The 18,396-nt window shown below is 64.5% G+C and carries 17 protein-coding genes and 1 tRNA gene; 7 read left to right on the top strand and 11 right to left on the bottom strand.

What is annotated here, in order from left to right; all coding sequences use genetic code 11:
* Positions 1-262 precede the first annotated feature (262 nt).
* Entirely contained in the window at positions 263-1,240 is a 978-nt protein-coding gene (locus Q3C01_RS06630) for a YiiX/YebB-like N1pC/P60 family cysteine hydrolase (protein ID WP_458144521.1), read from the bottom strand.
* 190 nt (positions 1,241-1,430) lie between these two features.
* Here Q3C01_RS06630 and Q3C01_RS06625 point away from each other — a divergent pair, with 190 nt between their 5' ends.
* Positions 1,431-2,819, top strand: a complete 1,389-nt coding sequence (locus tag Q3C01_RS06625; protein ID WP_458144520.1) for a flavin monoamine oxidase family protein — start codon at positions 1,431-1,433, stop codon at positions 2,817-2,819.
* A 219-nt stretch (positions 2,820-3,038) separates the two neighbouring features.
* Here Q3C01_RS06625 and pheT read toward each other — a convergent pair whose 3' ends face one another.
* The 5 genes from pheT to rpmI form a co-directional block, all read right to left on the bottom strand.
* A complete protein-coding gene (gene pheT / locus Q3C01_RS06620) occupies positions 3,039-5,447 on the bottom strand; it encodes a phenylalanine--tRNA ligase subunit beta (RefSeq protein WP_458144519.1) in 2,409 nt (802 codons plus the stop codon).
* Positions 5,444-5,917 (bottom strand): endonuclease domain-containing protein, encoded by a 474-nt coding sequence (locus tag Q3C01_RS06615; RefSeq protein ID WP_458144518.1) that lies wholly within the window; start codon positions 5,915-5,917, stop codon positions 5,444-5,446. Before Q3C01_RS06615 ends, pheT begins: the two co-directional genes overlap by 4 nt.
* A 221-nt stretch (positions 5,918-6,138) precedes the next feature.
* The gene (gene pheS / locus Q3C01_RS06610; RefSeq protein ID WP_458144517.1) at positions 6,139-7,236 is read right to left on the bottom strand and encodes a phenylalanine--tRNA ligase subunit alpha; all 1,098 of its coding nucleotides are present in this window, start codon (positions 7,234-7,236) and stop codon (positions 6,139-6,141) included.
* Positions 7,237-7,421: 185 nt separating this feature from the next.
* Positions 7,422-7,781, bottom strand: coding sequence for a 50S ribosomal protein L20 (gene rplT / locus Q3C01_RS06605; protein WP_027528250.1), 360 nt, complete (start codon positions 7,779-7,781; stop codon positions 7,422-7,424).
* Between the two features lie 80 nt (positions 7,782-7,861).
* Positions 7,862-8,062: a 50S ribosomal protein L35 gene (rpmI, locus tag Q3C01_RS06600; RefSeq protein ID WP_008539890.1), complete on the bottom strand. Its 201-nt coding sequence runs from the start codon at positions 8,060-8,062 to the stop codon at positions 7,862-7,864.
* A 276-nt stretch (positions 8,063-8,338) separates the two neighbouring features.
* Between rpmI and Q3C01_RS06595 the strand changes: the two genes are divergently transcribed.
* The gene (locus tag Q3C01_RS06595; RefSeq protein ID WP_458144516.1) at positions 8,339-8,740 is read left to right on the top strand and encodes a hypothetical protein; all 402 of its coding nucleotides are present in this window, start codon (positions 8,339-8,341) and stop codon (positions 8,738-8,740) included.
* A 224-nt stretch (positions 8,741-8,964) separates the two neighbouring features.
* Here Q3C01_RS06595 and infC read toward each other — a convergent pair whose 3' ends face one another.
* Positions 8,965-9,504 carry a translation initiation factor IF-3 gene (gene infC, locus Q3C01_RS06590; RefSeq protein ID WP_027528252.1) on the bottom strand — a complete coding sequence of 180 codons (540 nt, stop codon included), beginning with the start codon at positions 9,502-9,504 and terminating at the stop codon, positions 8,965-8,967.
* Between the two features lie 246 nt (positions 9,505-9,750).
* Between infC and Q3C01_RS06585 the strand changes: the two genes are divergently transcribed.
* A complete protein-coding gene (locus Q3C01_RS06585) occupies positions 9,751-10,563 on the top strand; it encodes an alpha/beta hydrolase (protein WP_458144515.1) in 813 nt (270 codons plus the stop codon).
* 160 nt (positions 10,564-10,723) lie between these two features.
* Here Q3C01_RS06585 and Q3C01_RS06580 read toward each other — a convergent pair whose 3' ends face one another.
* The 3 genes from Q3C01_RS06580 to Q3C01_RS06570 form a co-directional block, all read right to left on the bottom strand.
* Positions 10,724-11,521, bottom strand: coding sequence for an acyl-CoA thioesterase domain-containing protein (locus tag Q3C01_RS06580; protein WP_458144514.1), 798 nt, complete (start codon positions 11,519-11,521; stop codon positions 10,724-10,726).
* 296 nt (positions 11,522-11,817) lie between these two features.
* Positions 11,818-12,984: a tRNA epoxyqueuosine(34) reductase QueG gene (queG, locus tag Q3C01_RS06575; RefSeq protein ID WP_458144513.1), complete on the bottom strand. Its 1,167-nt coding sequence runs from the start codon at positions 12,982-12,984 to the stop codon at positions 11,818-11,820.
* Positions 12,985-13,081: 97 nt separating this feature from the next.
* Positions 13,082-13,774 (bottom strand): glutathione S-transferase family protein, encoded by a 693-nt coding sequence (locus tag Q3C01_RS06570; protein ID WP_458144512.1) that lies wholly within the window; start codon positions 13,772-13,774, stop codon positions 13,082-13,084.
* A 168-nt stretch (positions 13,775-13,942) separates the two neighbouring features.
* On the opposite strand from Q3C01_RS06570, the gene Q3C01_RS06565 reads away from it, so the two are divergent.
* From Q3C01_RS06565 to Q3C01_RS06555, 3 genes are all read left to right on the top strand, one after another.
* A complete protein-coding gene (locus Q3C01_RS06565) occupies positions 13,943-14,749 on the top strand; it encodes an undecaprenyl-diphosphate phosphatase (protein ID WP_458144511.1) in 807 nt (268 codons plus the stop codon).
* A gap of 234 nt (positions 14,750-14,983) precedes the next feature.
* A complete protein-coding gene (locus tag Q3C01_RS06560) occupies positions 14,984-16,321 on the top strand; it encodes an FAD-binding protein (RefSeq protein ID WP_458144510.1) in 1,338 nt (445 codons plus the stop codon).
* The gene (locus Q3C01_RS06555; protein ID WP_458144509.1) at positions 16,318-17,058 is read left to right on the top strand and encodes an SDR family oxidoreductase; all 741 of its coding nucleotides are present in this window, start codon (positions 16,318-16,320) and stop codon (positions 17,056-17,058) included. The genes Q3C01_RS06560 and Q3C01_RS06555 overlap by 4 nt, the downstream gene beginning before the upstream one ends.
* A 136-nt stretch (positions 17,059-17,194) precedes the next feature.
* Here Q3C01_RS06555 and Q3C01_RS06550 read toward each other — a convergent pair whose 3' ends face one another.
* A complete protein-coding gene (locus Q3C01_RS06550) occupies positions 17,195-18,166 on the bottom strand; it encodes a complex I NDUFA9 subunit family protein (protein ID WP_458144508.1) in 972 nt (323 codons plus the stop codon).
* A 136-nt stretch (positions 18,167-18,302) separates the two neighbouring features.
* Here Q3C01_RS06550 and Q3C01_RS06545 point away from each other — a divergent pair.
* Positions 18,303-18,389 (top strand) — tRNA-Leu (locus tag Q3C01_RS06545).
* Positions 18,390-18,396: the final 7 nt, after the last annotated feature.

Here is an 18,396-nt window from a genome sequence, read left to right as displayed (position 1 = left end):
CGCGGGTAGCAGTCTGGATTGCTTCGCTACGCTCGCAATGACGGGGTTGGAGTGTGCTCTGCCCACACTCTCGCTGTCATCGCCCGCGAAGGCGGGCGATCCAGTATTCCAGAGGCGGTTGTGATTGAACCGAGAAGCCGCGGCGTACTGGATTCCCCGCTTTCGCGGGGAATGACAGCGGAGATGCCGAGGCGCTTCCCGCCGCAGCTAGTCCCAAGCTATGGATCCCGTGGCCTTCGCCAGGACGACATTGGGGCTGACGTTACGCCGCGAAATCGCGCGCCCGCGCACGGCGGCGGTACCCGGCGATGCTCTTCAACAACGGAAAGCGATCCCTGACTGGAACGTGCGCAGCCGCATCGGCCTTGGCCGCACTCACTTCTTGAGTCGGAACCTCAGTCGGCGCTTCTTCGTCAGGCGCTTCAGGAACGAGCGGCGGCGAACGGAGCGTTTCTGGAAACACACTGAAAGTGCCCGCTACCTCCTCGAGCGGCTTCTGCTTGTCGGCCCAGTGCAAGGCTGTGTAGTCGAAGCCATGCACGATGGTGGGTTTGACGACCTCGAAATAGGGCGAGATGTCGAAGTCGCGGGGCATGTAGAGTGAGGAATCGCGGATGTGCAGGATTTCGCGCTTGGCCTGCCGGCTGCCAGCCTTGGTGATCTTGGGCAGGATCGGATAGCGCACGGCGTCGAAGGCCTGCGCGATCAGCGCCGAGCAGATGATCTTGGTCGGATCGCCGGAGCCGATCGCGATCATGCGCCGCCGCCAGCGCTGCGGGATCGGCAGCGGGAACAGATAGCGCATCAGGTCCAGGATGTTCTTGGTGTCGTAGCCGAAGCCGATGCGGTTGACGGCGTAGCGGCAGACGGTCGTTCGATCCTCGTAGGACAGTCCCACCGGGCGGCAGAGCCGCGTGTGATACGGAAAATATTTCGACAGCGGGGCCGAGGTGACGCCTTCGCCGATATTGGCCTCGATCAGCACGTGCTGCTCACCGTCGGGCTCTTCCGCGCCCTCTACGGGGCCGACATAGAGCGCAGCATGCGACCAGGTCGACTGCGTGAGATATTTGATGATGCCCGAGATGCGGTTGTTGCCCTCGACCAGCAGCACGTCGCCGGGCTGGATGACGCCGCGAAGATGCTCGGGATCGCTCGGCGTGAACGGCTCGTAGCCCGGCACCTCCTTGGAGAGGTACGCGGCAATCAGCTTGCCGACTGAGTCTAGGACGGTCCCCATTGCGAGCTCCCCGCAGCCTTTTCCGGCTGCCTTTTCCCCTTCTCTATCATGGTCGATACGCGTTGCAATTTGGTTCATTGCGCATGGCGATCAAGTACGATTGATTCACCATGATAGTTGCCGCGCTGCGCCAGATACGGCAAGGTTCGCTAGCTGTTCCCGTTCGCTTCAAGTCCCCGGAAACCATGACATGACAATCACGCGCCGCGGCTTCCTCTCGGCGTCGGCGGCGTTCGCCGCAGCACCGATCCTGCGCGCGGCCGCGGCACCTCTGCCGCGCGAGGCTGACATCGTCGTGATCGGCGCCGGCGCGGCGGGCATCGCTGCAGCGCGGCGGGTGATGGCCGCCAACCGCAAGGTCGTGGTGGTGGAAGCGGCAAGCCAGATCGGCGGCCGCTGCATTACGGACAGCACAACGTTCGATACGGCATTCGATCGCGGCGCGCGCTGGATGCACAATCCCGACACCAACCCGATGATCCGCCTTGCGCGCAGCGTCGGGCTCGACGTTTCGCCGGCTCCCGCCGGCCAGAAGATGCGCATCGGCCGCCGCAACGCGCGCGCCGGTGAGACCGAGGAATTCCTGGCGGCGCTGGTGCGCGCCAATCGCGCCATCGACGAGGCTTCGCGCGGCAAGCTCGACACCTCCTGCGCGTCGGTGCTGCCAAAGGATCTCGGCGACTGGGCTGCTACGGCCGAATTCCTGCTGGGCGCGAACTTTGCCGGCAAGGACCTCAAGGAGCTTTCGGTCATCGACAAGGCGCGCGTGCAGGACCGCAATTCCGCAATCGCCTGCAAGCAGGGTCTGGGCACGCTGATGACCAAGCTCGGCGAGCAGACGCCGGTTGCGCTGTCGACGCCGGCAAGCCGCATCCTCTGGAGCAACCGCGACGTCAGCGTCGAGACGCCGGCCGGCAAGATCGTCGCGCGCGCCGCCATTATCACTGTCTCGACCAACGTGCTCACCGCCGGCGCGATCAAGTTCGCGCCCGATATCCCCAAGCGCACGCTCGATGCAGCCTCCAAGCTCAGCCTCGGCAGCTACGATCACATCGTGCTGCAACTGCCGGGCAATCCGCTCGGGCTCGCGCGCGACGACATTCTGGTCGAGCAGAGCAATTCGACCCGCACCGCACTTTTGTTCGCCAATATCGGCGGTTCCTCGCTGTGCTCGATCGACGTCGGCGGCTCCTTCGGCCGCGACCTGTCGGAGCAGGGTGAGCAGGCGATGGCCGCATTCGCCAGGGAATGGCTGACGAAGCTGTTTGGCAGCGAGGCGACGGCGGGTATCAAGAAGGTCAGCGCGACGCGCTGGAACGCCTCGCCCTTCGTGATGGGCGCGATGTCGGCGTCCGCGCCGGGCGGCCAGCTTTCGCGAAAAATCCTGACCGAGCCGATCGGCTGCATGTATCTCGCCGGCGAGGCCACGCACGAGACGCTCTGGGGCACCGTCGATGGCGCCTGGGAGAGCGGCGAGCGCGCCGCGGAGGCTGCGCTGCGCAGGATCGGCGCGCTAAGGGATGAGCCGGTCGAGATGCCGACGCAACCGACCAAGCGGCGGCGCACGCCGCGGCCGTAACGTGCCGCGCAATTGAATTGGCGACTCAAGACCAGCTCGTCGCCCGGCCGCCGCCGGGACTGCGACGGGGATGGTTTATCGCAACACCCCATCCAGCGCGATGGCGCAAAGCGCCATCGCAGTGGTGAGACTGACATCCCCGGGGAGGAAGTCGCAAAGACTCATGCTCTAAATTCAGGAGCATGATGTTGTCCGAAAACCGCTTCGCGCTTTTCGGCATCATCCCCGCAAGGTACCGCCGGTCTTCTTCGTCACTTCGGTCACGATCTTGGCGGCCACCGCTTCGATCTCCTGGTCGGTCAGCGTCTTCTCGCGCGGCTGGATCGTCACGGCAATCGCGATCGACTTCTTGTCGTCGTCGATGCCCTTGCCCTCATAGACGTCGAACACGTTGACCGCGGTGATCAGCTTCTTGTCGACGGCCTGCGCCGTGCGCACGATATCGCCGGCCTTCACACCGCGATCGACGATGAAGGCGAAGTCGCGCGAGACCGGCTGGAACGCCGACAGCTCGATCAGAGGCTTTGCCCGCGTCGGCTTCTTCTTGGCCTCGGGAATGCCGTCGAGGATCACCTCGAACGCCATCACCGGGCCGTCGGCGCCAAGCGCTTCGAGCGCGCGGGGGTGCATCTCGCCGAAATAGCCGAGCACGTTCTGCGGGCCGATCTGGATGGTGCCGGAGCGACCCGGATGCAGCCATTTCGGTCCCCCCGCGACGACCTGCAGCGCCTGCATCGGCGCGCCGGCGGCGGCGAGCACCGCCAGCGCATCGGCCTTGGCATCGAACGCATCGGCCGCGGCAGAGCCCGACCAGTGACGACCGAGACCCTCCGACGAAGCGAAACCGCGACGAACGCCCGACGCCGCCAGGAACTGATCCTGCGGACGATCGCCTTTGAAGAGCTGGCCGACCTCGAACAGCGCGACATCGCCAAAGCCGCGATCGGCATTGGACTGCGCCGCGGCGATCAGGCCTGGCAGCAGGCTGGGCCGCATGTCGGACAAATCAGATGCGATCGGGTTGGCAAGCTCGAGCTCGCGCTGGCCGCCGCCGAACAGTTCAGCCGCCGGCTTGGCGATGAACGACCATGTCACCGCCTCGACCATGCCGCGCGTCGCGAGCGCGCGCCTGGCGCGGCGGGTGCGGAGCTGGAGCGCGGTCAGCACGGGCTTGCGCGCGTCCTCGCCGCGCTCGAACGGCGTTTCGGGCACCTTGTCGACGCCATAGATGCGGACGATCTCTTCGACGATGTCGGCCTTGCCGTGCACGTCGGTACGCCAGGACGGGACCGCGACCTTCACGGTTGGGCCCGCGCCCGCCATCATGAAGCCGAGATGGCTGAGGATGCGCTTCATCTCGACCTGCGGCACCTCGATGCCGGAGAGACGCTTGACCTCGGACAGCGGGAAATCGATCACGCGATCGTCGCCGAACGCCTTGCCGGTCACGAACGTTTCCGACGGCGTGCCGCCGCACATCTCCATCACCAGCCTGGTCGCGAGCTCCAGACCCGGCACCATGAAGGCCGGATCGACGCCGCGCTCGAAGCGGTAGCGGGCGTCCGAATTGATGCCGAGCTTGCGGCCGGTCTGCGCGATGTTGATCTCGTTCCACAGCGCCGATTCGATCAGCACGTCGGTGGTGTTTTCGTCGCAGCCCGAGGTCTCGCCGCCCATGATGCCGGCGAGCGATTCGACGCCGTGCTCGTCCGCGATCACGCAGATGTTGGAGTCGAGATTGTAGGTGCGGCCGTCGAGCGCGAGCAGGCTCTCGCCCTCGCGCGCGCGGCGCACGGTGAGATTGCCAGTCACCTTCCTGGCGTCGAACACGTGCAGCGGGCGCGCGCGGTCGAAGGTCATGAAGTTGGTGATGTCGACCAGCGCGTTGATCGGACGCAGGCCAATCGCGGTCAGGCGTTTTTGCAGCCATTCCGGGGAGGGGCCGTTCTTCACCCCGCGCACCAGGCGCAGTGCGAACCCGGGGCATAGCGTCGTGGCCTCGACCGTCACCTTCACGGGACAAGGGAACTCGCCCTTCACGGGCTTGATGGTCGGGTCCTTGAACTTGCCCATGTCGGCAGCGGCGAGGTCGCGCGCGATGCCGTGCACGCCGGTGCAGTCCTGCCGGTTGGGGGTCAGGTTGATCTCGATCACGGGATCGCCGAGGCCCGCCCATTCGGCATAGCCCGCGCCGATGGGCGCGTCGGCCGGCAATTCCATGATGCCGTCGTGATCGTTGGAGATCTGCAGTTCGGCCGCAGAGCACAGCATGCCGCGGCTCTCGACGCCGCGAATGGTGCCGACGCCGAGCGTGATGTCCTTGCCGGGAATGTAGGTGCCTGGCGCCGAGAACACGCTGACGAGTCCGGTGCGCGCATTCGGCGCGCCGCACACGACCTGCACCGGCGCACCGCCGTCACCCGTGTCGACCATGCAGACGCGCAGACGATCGGCATTCGGATGCTGCTCGGCGGAGATCACCTTCGCGATGGTGAACGGCTTCAGCGCCTTCGCCTTGTCCTCGATGTTCTCGACCTCGAGCCCGATCATGGTGAGCTTCTCGGCGAGCCTGTCGAGCGTCTCGTCGGTGTCGAGATGATCCTTCAGCCAGGAGAGGGTGAATTTCATGGCTGTGTGCCTCGGGTCTGATCGGTGTTCACTAAGTCGGTTTGGTCGGTGTTTCCGTTCCCTCCCCCCTTGTGGGGGAGGGCCGGGGTGGGGGCTCTCTCCGCAACAGCGGTGACGATTGTTTGGAGAACACTGACGCGATTTGTCATCACATCATGATTGCTAAAGCGAAGAACCTTGAAGCCTCTTGCCTCGATGACGGCCGAGCGGCGTGCGTCTGCGCGCTCGCCCTCATCGGAGAAATGCTGGCCTCCATCGAGTTCGATGACGAGCTTTGCTGCATGGCAGACGAAATCGGCGACATAGCTCTCGATCGGTACTTGGCGGCGGAAAATCACGCCGTTCAATTGACCAGCGCGCAGCTCCGACCAGAGGATTCGCTCGGCATCGGTCGAGTTGCGCCTGAGTGCGCTCGCATTGGCTCGCAGCCTGGCCGATACTTTCCAGTCCGGATGTTCAGGATCGACCATCGGCAATCCCATCGTTGAGAGACCCTCTCCCCAACCCTCCCCCGCAAGCGGGGGAGGGAGTCCGACCTGTTGGGCGGAGTGAGCATTCGCATCCATGAAATCGACGTTGCGCGCAGGCTCTATCCATTCCCTCCCCCGCTTGCGGGGGAGGGGCAGGGAGAGGGTTCTCTCCACGATGGGAACGGAGAAAGTCTTCGTGAGCCCATATGGATACGCCACCATCACGTGCTCAGTCCTCCAGCAAGCGTCGGTACCTCCAGCGGCTTGAAGCCGTAGTGGGACAGCCAGCGGACGTCGCTGTCGAACATCTGGCGCAGATCGGCGATGCCATATTTCAGCATGGCGATGCGGTCGATGCCCATGCCCCAGGCAAAACCCTGGTACTCGTCGGGATCGATGCCGCAGGCGCGCAGCACGTTCGGATGCACCATGCCGCATCCGAGAATCTCCAGCCAATCCTCACCTTCGCCGAAGCGGATCTCACCCTTGTCGCGGCGGCACTGGATGTCGACTTCGAGCGACGGCTCCGTGAACGGAAAGAACGACGGGCGGAAGCGCATGTTGATGTGGTTGACCTCGAAGAATGCCTTGCAGAACTCGTGCAGGATCCATTTGAGGTGGCCAAGATGCGAGCTCTTGTCGATCACGAGGCCTTCGACCTGGTGGAATTGCGGCGTGTGGGTCGCATCCGAATCGATGCGGTAGGTGCGGCCCGGACAGATGACGCGGATCGGCGGCTTCTGGTTCAGCATGGTGCGCACCTGCACCGGCGAGGTGTGGGTACGAAGCAGCATGCGCGAGCCGTCCTCCTTCGGGTGGAAGAAGAAGGTGTCATGCATCTCGCGCGCGGGATGGCCGACCGGGAAGTTCAGCTTTGTGAAGTTGTAGTCGTCCGTCTCCACATCGGGACCTTCGGCGACCGAAAAGCCCATGTCGGCGAAGATCGTGGTCAGCTCGTCCCAGACCTGGCTCAGTGGATGGATGCGGCCGGTCTCAGTTGCAGTATCACGCAGCGGCAGGGTGACGTCGATGGTCTCGGCGGCGAGCCTCGCATCGAGCGCTGCCGACTTCAGGACGTCACGCCGGGCGGCGAGCGCCTGCGTAACCTTGTCCTTGGCCTGGTTGATCGCCGCGCCTTGCGTCTTGCGCTCGTCGGGCGACATTTTTCCGAGCGTGGCAAGCAGCGCGGAGATCGAACCCTTCTTGCCGAGCGCAGCGACGCGGACGGCTTCGAGCGCGGCCTCGTCGTTGGCGGCCGCGACGTCGGCGATGATCTGGGATTCGAGGTTGGCAAGATCGGTGCTGGTAAGATCGGTCATGGCAATCCCTTTTGGCCAGGATGCTTAGCCGATGCTCCTAGCCCGTCACACCCGGCGGTTTCGCCGGGCATCCACGTCTGAGAAGTGTGTTTGCGCGAGAGATGACGGCCGGGGCAGCGCGACAACGCGCCTCTGCCCCTGGCCATCACAAGCTGAAAGCTGCGCAGAGCACAGTGGAGGACGGCTTACGCCGCCAGCGCGGCCTTGGCCTTCTCGGCGATCGCCTGGAACGCGGCGGGCTCGCGGATCGCGAGATCCGACAGCACCTTGCGGTCCACGGTGATGCCCGACTTGGCAAGGCCGTCGATAAATCGGCTGTAGGTCAGGCCGAACGGACGGACTGCAGCGTTGAGGCGCTGGATCCAGAGCGCGCGGAAGGTGCGCTTGCGGCGCTTGCGGTCGCGGAAGGCGTACTGCGCGGCCTTCTCAACGGCCGGCTTGGCGGCGCGGATCGTGTTCTTGCGGCGGCCGTAGAAACCCTTGGCGGCCTTGTAGACTTTCTTGTGCTTGGCGTGGGCGGTCACACCGCGTTTGACGCGAGACATGACAGAATTCCTTCAGAGATGACTTTGGTTTTCGGAACGCCGCTGATGTTGCGGCTCGGCTGGATTGATCGCGGACGCGATCAGGCGTTCGGCAAGAAGTACTTCTTGACGTTGTCGCCGTCGGTCTTGAACAGCACGCGGGTGCCGCGGAGCTGACGGATCTGCTTCTTCGTCCGCTTGATCATGCCGTGACGCTTGCCGCGCTGGGCGTGCATCACTTTGCCGGTAGCAGTCACCTTGAAGCGCTTTTTAGCGCCCGACTTGGTCTTCAACTTGGGCATTTGGCTCTCCTAATGGCCATAACAGAATACCGCCTGTGAAGGCGGCTGGCCGTCAAAAATGCTCGTTAGAGCGTTGATTGTGCTCAGGTTTCTGCGAACTAGCGCGAAACCCGCACGGGCACCGCCACGGCAGCCCTTTAAATCAGCCGGGCGATGAAGGCTGGGCTTATGGCAGAGGTGCGGCCAATTGGCAATGATGAACCGCGGAAACGGGCTCGCCGACTATTTGACGTTACCCTCACATTTGCATGCCTTGCAGCCTGGAGGCGAACCAAAATGGCCCATTTTCCGCAATCGCCTTTGCCTCGTGTTTGTCGCCATCTCAAGCCTGCCGTGCTCCTTGCCGTGCTCGGAGCGGCCACCGTTCCATCCGCCGCCGATGCCCGGCTTGGCGGTTATGACGGGGTCTGGAACGTCACCTTCGCCACCACGCGCGGCAATTGCAGCTCCGGCTATAGCGTCCCCTTTACGGTGACCGGCAGCCGCGTGACCTCCGCCGGCGGCGGCCGGGTCGCCGGCACGGTCAACCGTGCCGGTTCCGTCGCCGTCCAGGTGTCGGTCGGCGCCTCGCACGCCAGCGGCGGCGGCCGGCTTGCAGGTAGCGGCGGTGCGGGCTTCTGGAGCGGGATCATCTCCGGCGACCGCTGCAGCGGCACCTGGCAGGCGACGCGGACGTAAGTCTCGCCAAGCGCTCGATGCGCTCCCTCCCCCGCCTGCGGGGGAGGGGTGGGGAGAGGGTGCTTCCGCAGACGTGAACCCCCAAGAGGAGAAAGCCCTCACCCGGCGCTGCGCGCCGACCTCTCCCGCAAACGGGAGAGGTTGCAGCGGAGCTCGCGGCTGCAGCAAACAAAACGGCCCGCCAGATGCTGACGGGCCGTCGACCTCATAAGAGCTGATCCGGCTCAGCGCGGCGCCAGCACCATGACGACCTGGCGGCCTTCGAACCTGGCGTCCTGCTCGACTTTTGCGAGCTCGGCGACGTCGCTCTTGATCTTGTCCAAGAGCTTGGTGCCGATCTCCTGGTGCGCCATTTCGCGGCCGCGATAGCGCAGCGTGATCTTGACCTTGTCGCCCTCTTCGAAGAACCGCTGCATCGCGCGCATCTTCACGTCGTAATCGTGATCGTCGATCATCGGGCGGAGCTTGATCTCCTTGATCTCGACGGTCTTCTGGCGCTTGCGGGCTTCAGCGGCTTTCTTTTGGGCGGAATACTTGTACTTCCCGTAGTCCATAATCTTGCAGACGGGAGGGCTGGTATTCGGCGAAATCTCCACGAGATCCATGCCGGCTTCCTGGGCCATCTTGATGGCCATCATCGTCTCGACCGTGCCTTTGTTGTCACCGGTCTGGTCGATGAGCTGGATCTGCGCGTTGCGAATATCATCATTGATGCGCGGCCCGTCTTTGGCAGCAGGGGCCGGGGCTCTATTGGGACGACGAATGTTGGTTCTCCAAAGTTGTGAACGAAGCGGGTAGTCTGAAGGAAGATGCAGCGGCGGGCAAGCAAGTCGGGCTTGCCGCATGCCAAAAACCCTCAAATGCGAGGCATTTTGGTCACGCCCATCCGCACGCCGCTCGACATAGACACCTTGCCGCAGTTCCGCAAGCGTCCCTAAAGGTCAATGGCTATCCCGGCGTGGCGCAGGGGCGCCGAACAGCTCAAACCGCACAGCAAGAGTAAACGTTCCATGATCAATTCGATTGCCAACCAGGCTCCCACCTTCATCGATGTGGGCGAAGGCCCAGCGCTGCGGCGGATCGCGGTTCGCGCCCGGTCCGGCAAGGGGCCCGGGCTGGTCTGGCTCGGCGGTTTCAAGTCGGACATGCAGGGCACCAAGGCCGTGGCGCTGGACGATTGGGCGGCGGCACATGGCCGCGCCTCGGTCCGGTTCGACTATTCCGGCCACGGCGAATCCGGTGGCGATTTCGCCGCCGGCACCATCGGGCGGTGGCTCGAGGAGAGCGTCGCGGTGTTCGAGCGGTTCTGCGAGGGGCCGCAGGTTCTGATCGGTTCCTCCATGGGCGGCTGGATGGCGCTGCTGCTCGCGCGCGAGATCAGGAAACGGGCCGGCCAGGAAGCCAGCAAGCAAACCAGCAAGCCATCGCTGGCGGGGCTGGTGCTGATTGCACCGGCGCCTGACTTCACCGAGGAGCTGATGTGGAAGAATTTTCCGGCGTCCGTGAAACAGGAGATCGAAACCAAGGGTCTCTGGCTCAGGCCGTCGGAGTATGGCGACGGCTCGCCCAATCCGATCACGCGGAACCTGATCGAGGAGGGCCGCAACCATCTCCTGCTCGGCAGCGCCATCGATGTCGGCTGCCCCGTGCGCATCTTGCAAGGCGCCAAGGATCCGGACGTGCCGTGGCAGCACGCCTTTGCGCTGACGCACCGACTGCCGGCCGACGACGTCGTGCTGACGCTGATCCGGGATGGCGATCATCGCCTGTCGCGCCCGCAGGACATCGCACGCATCCTTGCCGCGGTCGCGGAGATCGGGTGAGGTGCTTCCCGACTGTTGGTGCCATCATCCGCGAAGGCGGATGGATCCAGTATTCCGAGGTGCCTGCGATTGACCCAGAAGCCGCGACGTACTGGATGTCCCGCCTTCGCGAGGGCATGACAGATAGGGGAAGCGCAGCAGCCCAAGCGGCTCAACAATCCTACCGCTTCGACGGATTCGGCATCGGCTTGCGCTGCGCCAGCGCCGCCACGGTCGACGTGCCGATCGGTCCCTGCTCGTCATAGAGCCAGCATTCGCCGATCGCGACGCCCTCGGCGGCGTGGTGGTTCACCACCTCGAAGCCGATCCATTCCGTGACCGGCAGGCGATGCAGGTACACGGTCACGTCGCCGTTGATGAAGGCGAGCCCATGATCGCCGGCATTGGCGAACGGGCTGGCGAAATCCGCAGCCATCGCGACGCGCGTGAACGGCGTCAGCGCAAAGCCGTCGACCAGCTCGCGCACCTCGCTCATCCAGAGCCGACGCGGACCGAGCGATCCCATATGGCCGACAATCGGGCGCGTCGTCCATTTGCCGTGCATGCCGAGGCGCGGATCGGTCGGCGGCGGAATGTCGGCAGGCCTCGGTGCATCCCAGTTCGGCGGCGACCAGATGTTGCCGTCCGGATTCTGCGTCCGGCGCAGGAGCTGGCACGAGGCGCGCGCCATGCTGACGCCGCCGGAGACGAACTCCGCCTCGACCACGCGAATGCGGAGGCCGTCGCGGACGATCCGCGTGGTGATCTCGACCGGCTTGTCGATCGTCGGCAGGCGAAACATGTCGACCGTCAGCCGAGCCGGCACGAACTCAGGTCCGCAATAGCGCTCCTCGATGCCGAAGCCGAGCAGGCCGACAATGACGCGGCCGTGCAGCGACTTCGGATCCCACGGACCGTTGGCAACTTCCGTCGGATGGAATGCGTCGCCACTGCGCGTGAAGAAAGGCATGTTTGTCATGACGCGCGACCTTGAAGGAACGCGCGGGGAAATCAAGGTGTCCAACCCTCATGGTGAGGAGCGCGGAACGCGCGTCTCGAACCATGCAGATCTGCTGCAGCATCCTGGCCTTCATCCTTCGAGATGCGCGCAAGCGCGCTCCTCAGGATGAGGGGAAGGAGCGATGGGCGCTTTCCTCATCGACCGCTGTCATCGCCCGACTTGATCGGGCGATCCAGTACTCCGAGACGTTGTGATTGAATCGATAGGCCGCGGCGCACTGGATGCCCCGCCTGCGCGGGGCATGACATCGAGATTTAGGAAGCGGCTTGCCACTCCTCACGCACGCTTTCGTCGTGCTCGGCGGCAATCGCCGCCGACCTCAACGCCACGAACTCTTCGTGCGACGTTAGTTGCCCCAGCGCCCACACCGCCGCGCCGCGCACCAAGGGGCTTGCATCGGCGAGCAGACGCCGCGCCTCCTCCGCCAGCCTCACATCGCCGGAGTTGCCGATCGCCACCAGCACGTTGCGCAGGAAGCGATCGCGACCGATGCGCTTCACCGGCGACTTCGTGAACAGCGCGCGGAACGCCGCGTCGTCGAGCCGCGCGAGCTCGGCCAGATCAGGCGCGCGCAGCGCCTCGCGTGCGGCGAGCTTTGCCTCGCGTCCCTCCTTCGCGAACTTGTTCCAGGGGCAGGCGGCGAGGCAGTCGTCGCAGCCGTAGATGCGGTTGCCGAGCGCTTTGCGGAATTCGTGCGGGATCGGTCCCTTGTTCTCGATGGTCAGGTAGGAGATGCAGCGCCGCGCATCGAGCTTGTAGGGCGCGGGGAATGCCGCGGTCGGGCAGATGTCGAGGCACGCACGGCACGAGCCGCAATGATCGATCTCGCTCTCATCACGCGGCAGCTTCAGCGTGGTGTAGATCGCGCCGAGGAACAGCCAGGAGCCGAACTCGCGCGAGACGAGGTTGGTGTGCTTGCCTTGCCAGCCGAGGCGCGCAGCCTGTGCCAAGGGCTTCTCCATCACGGCGGCGGTGTCGACGAACACCTTGACCTCGCAAGGTGCAGTTGCGACCAGCCAGCGCGCCAGCGCCTTCAACCGCTTCTTGATCAGGTCGTGATAGTCATCGCCTTGCGCATAGACCGAGATCGCGGCGCGAGAGCGTTGCTTCAGGATCTCCAGCGGATCCTCGTCGGGGCCGTAATTGACGCCGAGCATGATCACGGAGCGCACGTCACTCCAGAGACCGCGCGGATCGACGCGACGCTCCGGCTGCGCCGCAAGCCAGTCCATGTCGCCATGTGCGCCGGACGCGATGAACTCGAGGAAGTGTCGTCCGGCACCCTCGATTGCACCGGGCGCGGTGACGCCGATGCAGTCGAAGCCCAAGGCTTGCGCCTGTTCCGTAAGGGCGGCGCGTAGAGCAACAGTGTCTGCTTCCGACGTATTCAATGTTGAAGCATCCACGCTTGACGTCGTCATGGCCGGGCTTGTCCCGGCCATCCACGTCTTCGTTCAGCAATCAGGAAGACAGAAAGAACGTGGATGCCCGGGACCAGCCCGGGCATGACGATCTTCATCAGAAATCCAGGTCCACGTAGGTCCGCGAGGCCGGCACGCCGGCCAGCCATTCGCTCAGCAGCGGGCGGAACGACGGGCGGGATTTGACCCGCGCGTACCACGCCTTTGCTGCGTCGTCCTCGCTCCATGGAACGTCGCCCAGATAGTCGATCGCCGAAAGATGCGCCGCGGCGGCGAGATCCGCATAGGTCGGCCGGTCGCCGGCGAGGAAGTTTCGCGTCTGCGCCAGCCAGCCGATATAGGCCAGATGATAGCGCACATTGGCCTTGGCGGCGCGCATCACGTCCGCCGAAGGCGGGCCGCCGCCATTCTCCTCGCTCATGAAACGCTTGTAGATGCGTTCGGTCACCAGCGGATGAGACACTTCCTCGAAGAATTTTTCGTTGAACCACGCCATCAGCCGCCGCACCTCGATGCGCTCGGCAATTGTTTCCGGCATCAGCCGCTTGACGCCCATCGCGGCGCCATGGGCCTCGTCGATATATTCGGCGATGATGGTGGCGCCGGGAACGGAGGGCTGTTCCTCGGTCGCCAGCACGGGGGTGGTGCCCGCTGGATTGAGCGTCAGAAAGGCCTCGCGCCGTTCCCAGGCGCGCTCTTCCACCAGCTTCAGGTCGAGCCCGTATTCGCCGATGATCAGGCGAATGAAGCGCGAATGCGGGCAGAAAGGATGATGAAACAGCGTGAACATGTCTTTGACTATGTCGAGGGTGCTTAAGAATCCATCAATGTTTGTTCGGCGCCACACTAGTTCCTCAAATCCGCGAGGCAACCCCGTGTAACTCGCATTTAGCGATTGCGGCAGAGGGACGAATAAGCGAGAAGAGCCCCGCTTTTCCAGCCGAAATGGACCGTAAATATGTCAGACACAATACGGGCAGTGATCCTCGGCATCATCGAGGGTGTGACCGAGTTCCTCCCCGTTTCCTCCACCGGACACCTCTTGCTTGCCGAGCGCTTCTTTGGTCTCGGCGAAGGCGCGTTCTGGGACTCCTTTACCGTCCTGATCCAGCTCGGCGCGATCCTCGCGATCGTCGGCCTCTATTTCAAGAAGCTGTGGGATGTCGCGATCGGCATGTTCTCGGGCGATGCCTATGCGCGCCGCTTCGTGATCGGCGTGCTCGTCGCATTCCTCCCCGCCGTCATCGTCGGCCTCGTTGCCGGCAAATACATCAAGCTCATGCTCTTCAATCCCTGGGTGGTGTGCTTCACGCTGATCGTCGGCGGCGCCATCCTGCTCTGGGTCGATCAGCTCGATCTCAAGCCGCGGGAGCACGATGCGACGCGGTTTCCGCTTCTGACCTATCTGTTGATCGGCATCGCGCAGTGCCTGGCGATGATTCCGGGCGTGTCGCGCTCGGGCGCCAGCATCGTCGCAGCGATGCTGCTCGGGGCGGACAAGCGCGCGGCGGCGGAGTTCTCGTTCTTCCTCGCCATCCCCACCATGATCGGCGCGTTCGCCTATGACTTCTACAAGAACCGCGCCGAGATGACGATGGATCACATGGGCATCGTCGCGATCGGCTTCGTGGTGTCGTTCGTCACCGCGATCATCGTAGTGAAGTCCTTCCTCGAATATGTCACGCGTCACGGCTTCACGCTGTTCGCCTGGTGGCGCGTCATCGTCGGCTCGCTCGGCCTGATCGCACTGGCGCTGGGACGGTAATTCCGTCCGCAAATCGCGTAGGCCCGTAGCCCGGATGGAGCGCAAGCGTAATCCGGGATCGTGCCACAAGCGCTGCCGACCCCGGATTACGCTGCGCTCCATCCGGGCTACGCCGCTGGCGTTCGGCCGTTAACTTCTCGAAAACTCACTAACGCAGCTCAACGCAAAATAAGCTTTTGATCGGTAGGCAGTTTCCAGAGCCGGGCGGCGCGCGCCCGGCACAGGAGCTGAACCATGACCCTCGTCAGCGGCTGGGGACGTTTCCCGGTCGTCGATACCGACCTCCTGACGCCGCGATCGTTCGGTGCTGTCGGCGACGCCATTGCCGCGACCTCCGGCGGCGTCGCGCGTGGCAACGGCCGCGCCTATGGCGATGCCGGCATCGGCGTCAGCCAGACCCTCGCCATGACGGCCTTCGACCGCATCAGGTCGTTCGATCCGGCAACCGGGCGCATTCGCCTCGAGGCCGGCGTGCTGCTGTCGGATCTGATCGACACCTTTGGCCCGCGCGGCTTTCTTCCCTACGTCGTGCCGGGCACCCGCTTCGTCTCGGTCGGCGGCGCCATCGCTGCCGACGTGCACGGCAAGAACCATCATTGCGAAGGCGGTTTCGGCCGCTATGTCGACAGCATTCAGCTCGCGACCGGTGCGGGCGAGACCATCGAGGTGTCGCGCGAGGAGAATCCGGACGTCTTTCTCGCCACCATCGGCGGCATGGGCCTGACCGGTGTGATCCTCGAGGCGACGCTGCGCCTCCGACCGGTCGAGACCGGCTGGATCCGCGAGCGGGTGATCTCGACATCCGATCTGCATGCCGCGATGCGCGCGCTCGATGCCGGTGACTCCGCGACCTATTCGGTAGCGTGGATCGATTGCGTGGCGACGGGCAGCAGCCTCGGCCGCTCGCTGATCTATCTCGGCGAGCATGCCCGCGCGAACGAGGTTCCGCATGGCGCGGAAGCATTCCCCCGCGGGCAGGATCCGCGGCTCAACGTGCCCATCGATCTCCCGTCGATGACGCTGAACCGCTACAGTGTCCGCGCCTTCAACGAGCTCTATTACCGCACGGGTGCGCGGCGCGCCGGCGGCAGTCACCTCGTCTCGATCTTTCCCTACTTCTTTCCGCTCGACGGCGTCGGCGCCTGGAATCGGATCTACGGCCGGCGCGGTTTCCTCCAGCATCAATGTGTGATCCCGCACGAGGGCGCGCTTGCCGTGCTCGGTGACATCCTCGATCGCGTTTCGCGGCGCGGCGATGCCTCCTTTCTCGCCGTGCTCAAGAAGCTCGGACCAAGCGACGGCCTGATGTCGTTTCCGATGCCCGGCTACACGCTGGCGCTGGATTTCCCGGTGACCGGAAACATCCTGAATTTTCTCGACGAGATCGACCGTCTCGTCGTCGCCGCCGGTGGCCGTCTCTATCTCGCGAAGGACGCGCGCCAGTCGCGCGCCACTTTCGAGGCCGGCTATCCGGCCCTGCAACGGTTCAAGGAGATCCGGGCATCGCTCGATCCAACCGGAAAAATCCGCTCAAAGCTTTCGCAGCGTCTGTTTGATGAGGTGCAGCCGTGACTACTCGCAAGATCGTGCTGGTGTTAGGGGGCAGCTCCGATATCGGGCGCGCCACTGCGCGCAGCTTCGCCAAGGCCGGCTGGGACGTTCAGCTCGCGGGCCGGGATGCCGCGGCGCTGGAGCCTGATGCCGCCGACCTGCACGCGCGCTACGGCATCAGCGCCAGCACGCATCGCTTCGACGTGCTGGATACCGCATCGTTCGAAAGCTTTACGGCCGGCCTGCCGGTGTTGCCCGACGTCGTCATCTCGATCGTCGGACTGTTGGGCTCGCAGGAGACGGCACAACGTGACCTCGATCACGCGACGACGATCATGCGCTCCAACTACGAAGGCCCCGCGCTGGTCCTCGGCCTGTTCGCCGAAAGATTTTTTGCGCGCGGCAATGGCTCGATTGTCGGCGTGTCCTCGGTCGCGGGCGACCGCGGCCGTGCCTCGAACTACGTCTATGGGTCGGCGAAGGCCGGGTTTTCCGCATTCCTGTCCGGCCTGCGCGCCCGTGCCAGCCGAAGTGGCGTTCACGTCGTCACCGTCAAGCCCGGCTTCGTGCGCACCAAGATGACCGAGGGCATGAAGCTGATCGGTCCGTTGACCGTGGAGGCACAAGTCGTTGGCGATGCCATCTTTGGCGCCGTCGAGCGCCGTACCGACGTCGTCTATGTCAGCGGCAAATGGCGCCTCGTGATGCTCATCATCAAGGCGCTGCCCGAAGCCGTGTTCAAGAAGCTGAAGTTCTGAAGCTTCCAGATCGTCATGGTCAGGCTTGTCCCGGCCATTCACGCCTTGCCCCGCGGCACAAAGGACCTGCCATCTACAGGACGAGCCAAGCCCCCCTACTTTGCATGGGGTTGTTTTCGCAAATTTTGGATCGCGGCTAAGCTACGCCGTTCTTGCGCTGGAACTGCCCGGCGGGGCGGAAGCGCCAGAGATATTGCGGGGCGATCCCTTCCAGTGAATCCGGCGTGATGCCGAGGCCTTGCAGCGTCAGCCCGGCCGCCTTCGCGGCATCCGAGACCACATTGTCCTTCTCGAGCAGCGTCACCTGGTCCGGCGTCAGCTTGAACGCGCCCGGCGCGAATTGCAGGAAGTTCGCCTGGAAGCGGGCAAGCCCGAACGGCAGCGGCACCAGCATGCGCTTGCGATCGGTGATCGCGAGGATGGTCTCGAAGATCTCGCGCATGGTCAGAATTTCCGGACCGCCGAGCTCATAGGTCGCGCCAGCCTTGGCCTTGCCGTCGACGGCATCCGCGATCGCGGTCGCGACGTCGCCGACATAGACCGGCTGCATCTTCGTCTCACCGCCGATCAGCGGCAGCACCGGCGACATCCGCGCCAGCGCCGCGAAGCGGTTGGTGAACTGATCCTCAGGCCCGAACACCACCGAGGGACGGAAAATCGTGGCCGAAGGCACCGCCGCGAGCGCCGCCTGCTCGCCGGCTGCCTTGGCGCGGGCATAGTGCGAGGCCGACTGCGCGTCGGCGCCGATTGCGGAGACATGCACCAGGGCGGCCCCAGCCGCCGCCGCGGCCTTGGCCACGGTCTCGGCGCCCTTGGCCTGGACGGCATCGAAGGTCTGGCCGCCGCTCTCGGCGAGGATGCCGACCAGGTTGATCACGATGTGCGAATCACGCAGCGCCGCCTCGACCGAGGCCGGGTAGCGCAGATTGGCCTGCACGGTATGGACCTGCCCGACCTTGCCGGAGGGCTGGAGGAAGCCGGCGAGCTCCGGCCGCCGGACCGCGACCCGGATCCGGTAGTCGCGCTTGCAGAGCGCGCGGACGACGTTTCTGCCCAAAAACCCCGATCCGCCGAAAACCGTGACGAGGGTGTCGAGATTCGATGCCATGGGGGTGTTCCTGCCGAAGGCTGTGCCTGAGGCAGGCTTGTATCGGGCCGGTTTGCGATGCGCAATCGGCTGGTCACGTTCGATTTGACAAGCGCGTCATCGATCCGTAGTAACCGCCCCCGTGCCTCACAGGCATGCCCAGGTGGCGGAATTGGTAGACGCGCTGGCTTCAGGTGCCAGTGGCTTCACGGCCGTGAAGGTTCGAGTCCTTTCCTGGGCACCATTTTTCT

It is taken from the genome of Bradyrhizobium sp. UFLA05-109, assembly GCF_054185165.1.
The sequence above is the reverse complement of the archived record's forward strand: the minus strand, read 5'-3'. Positions and strand labels throughout refer to the sequence as shown.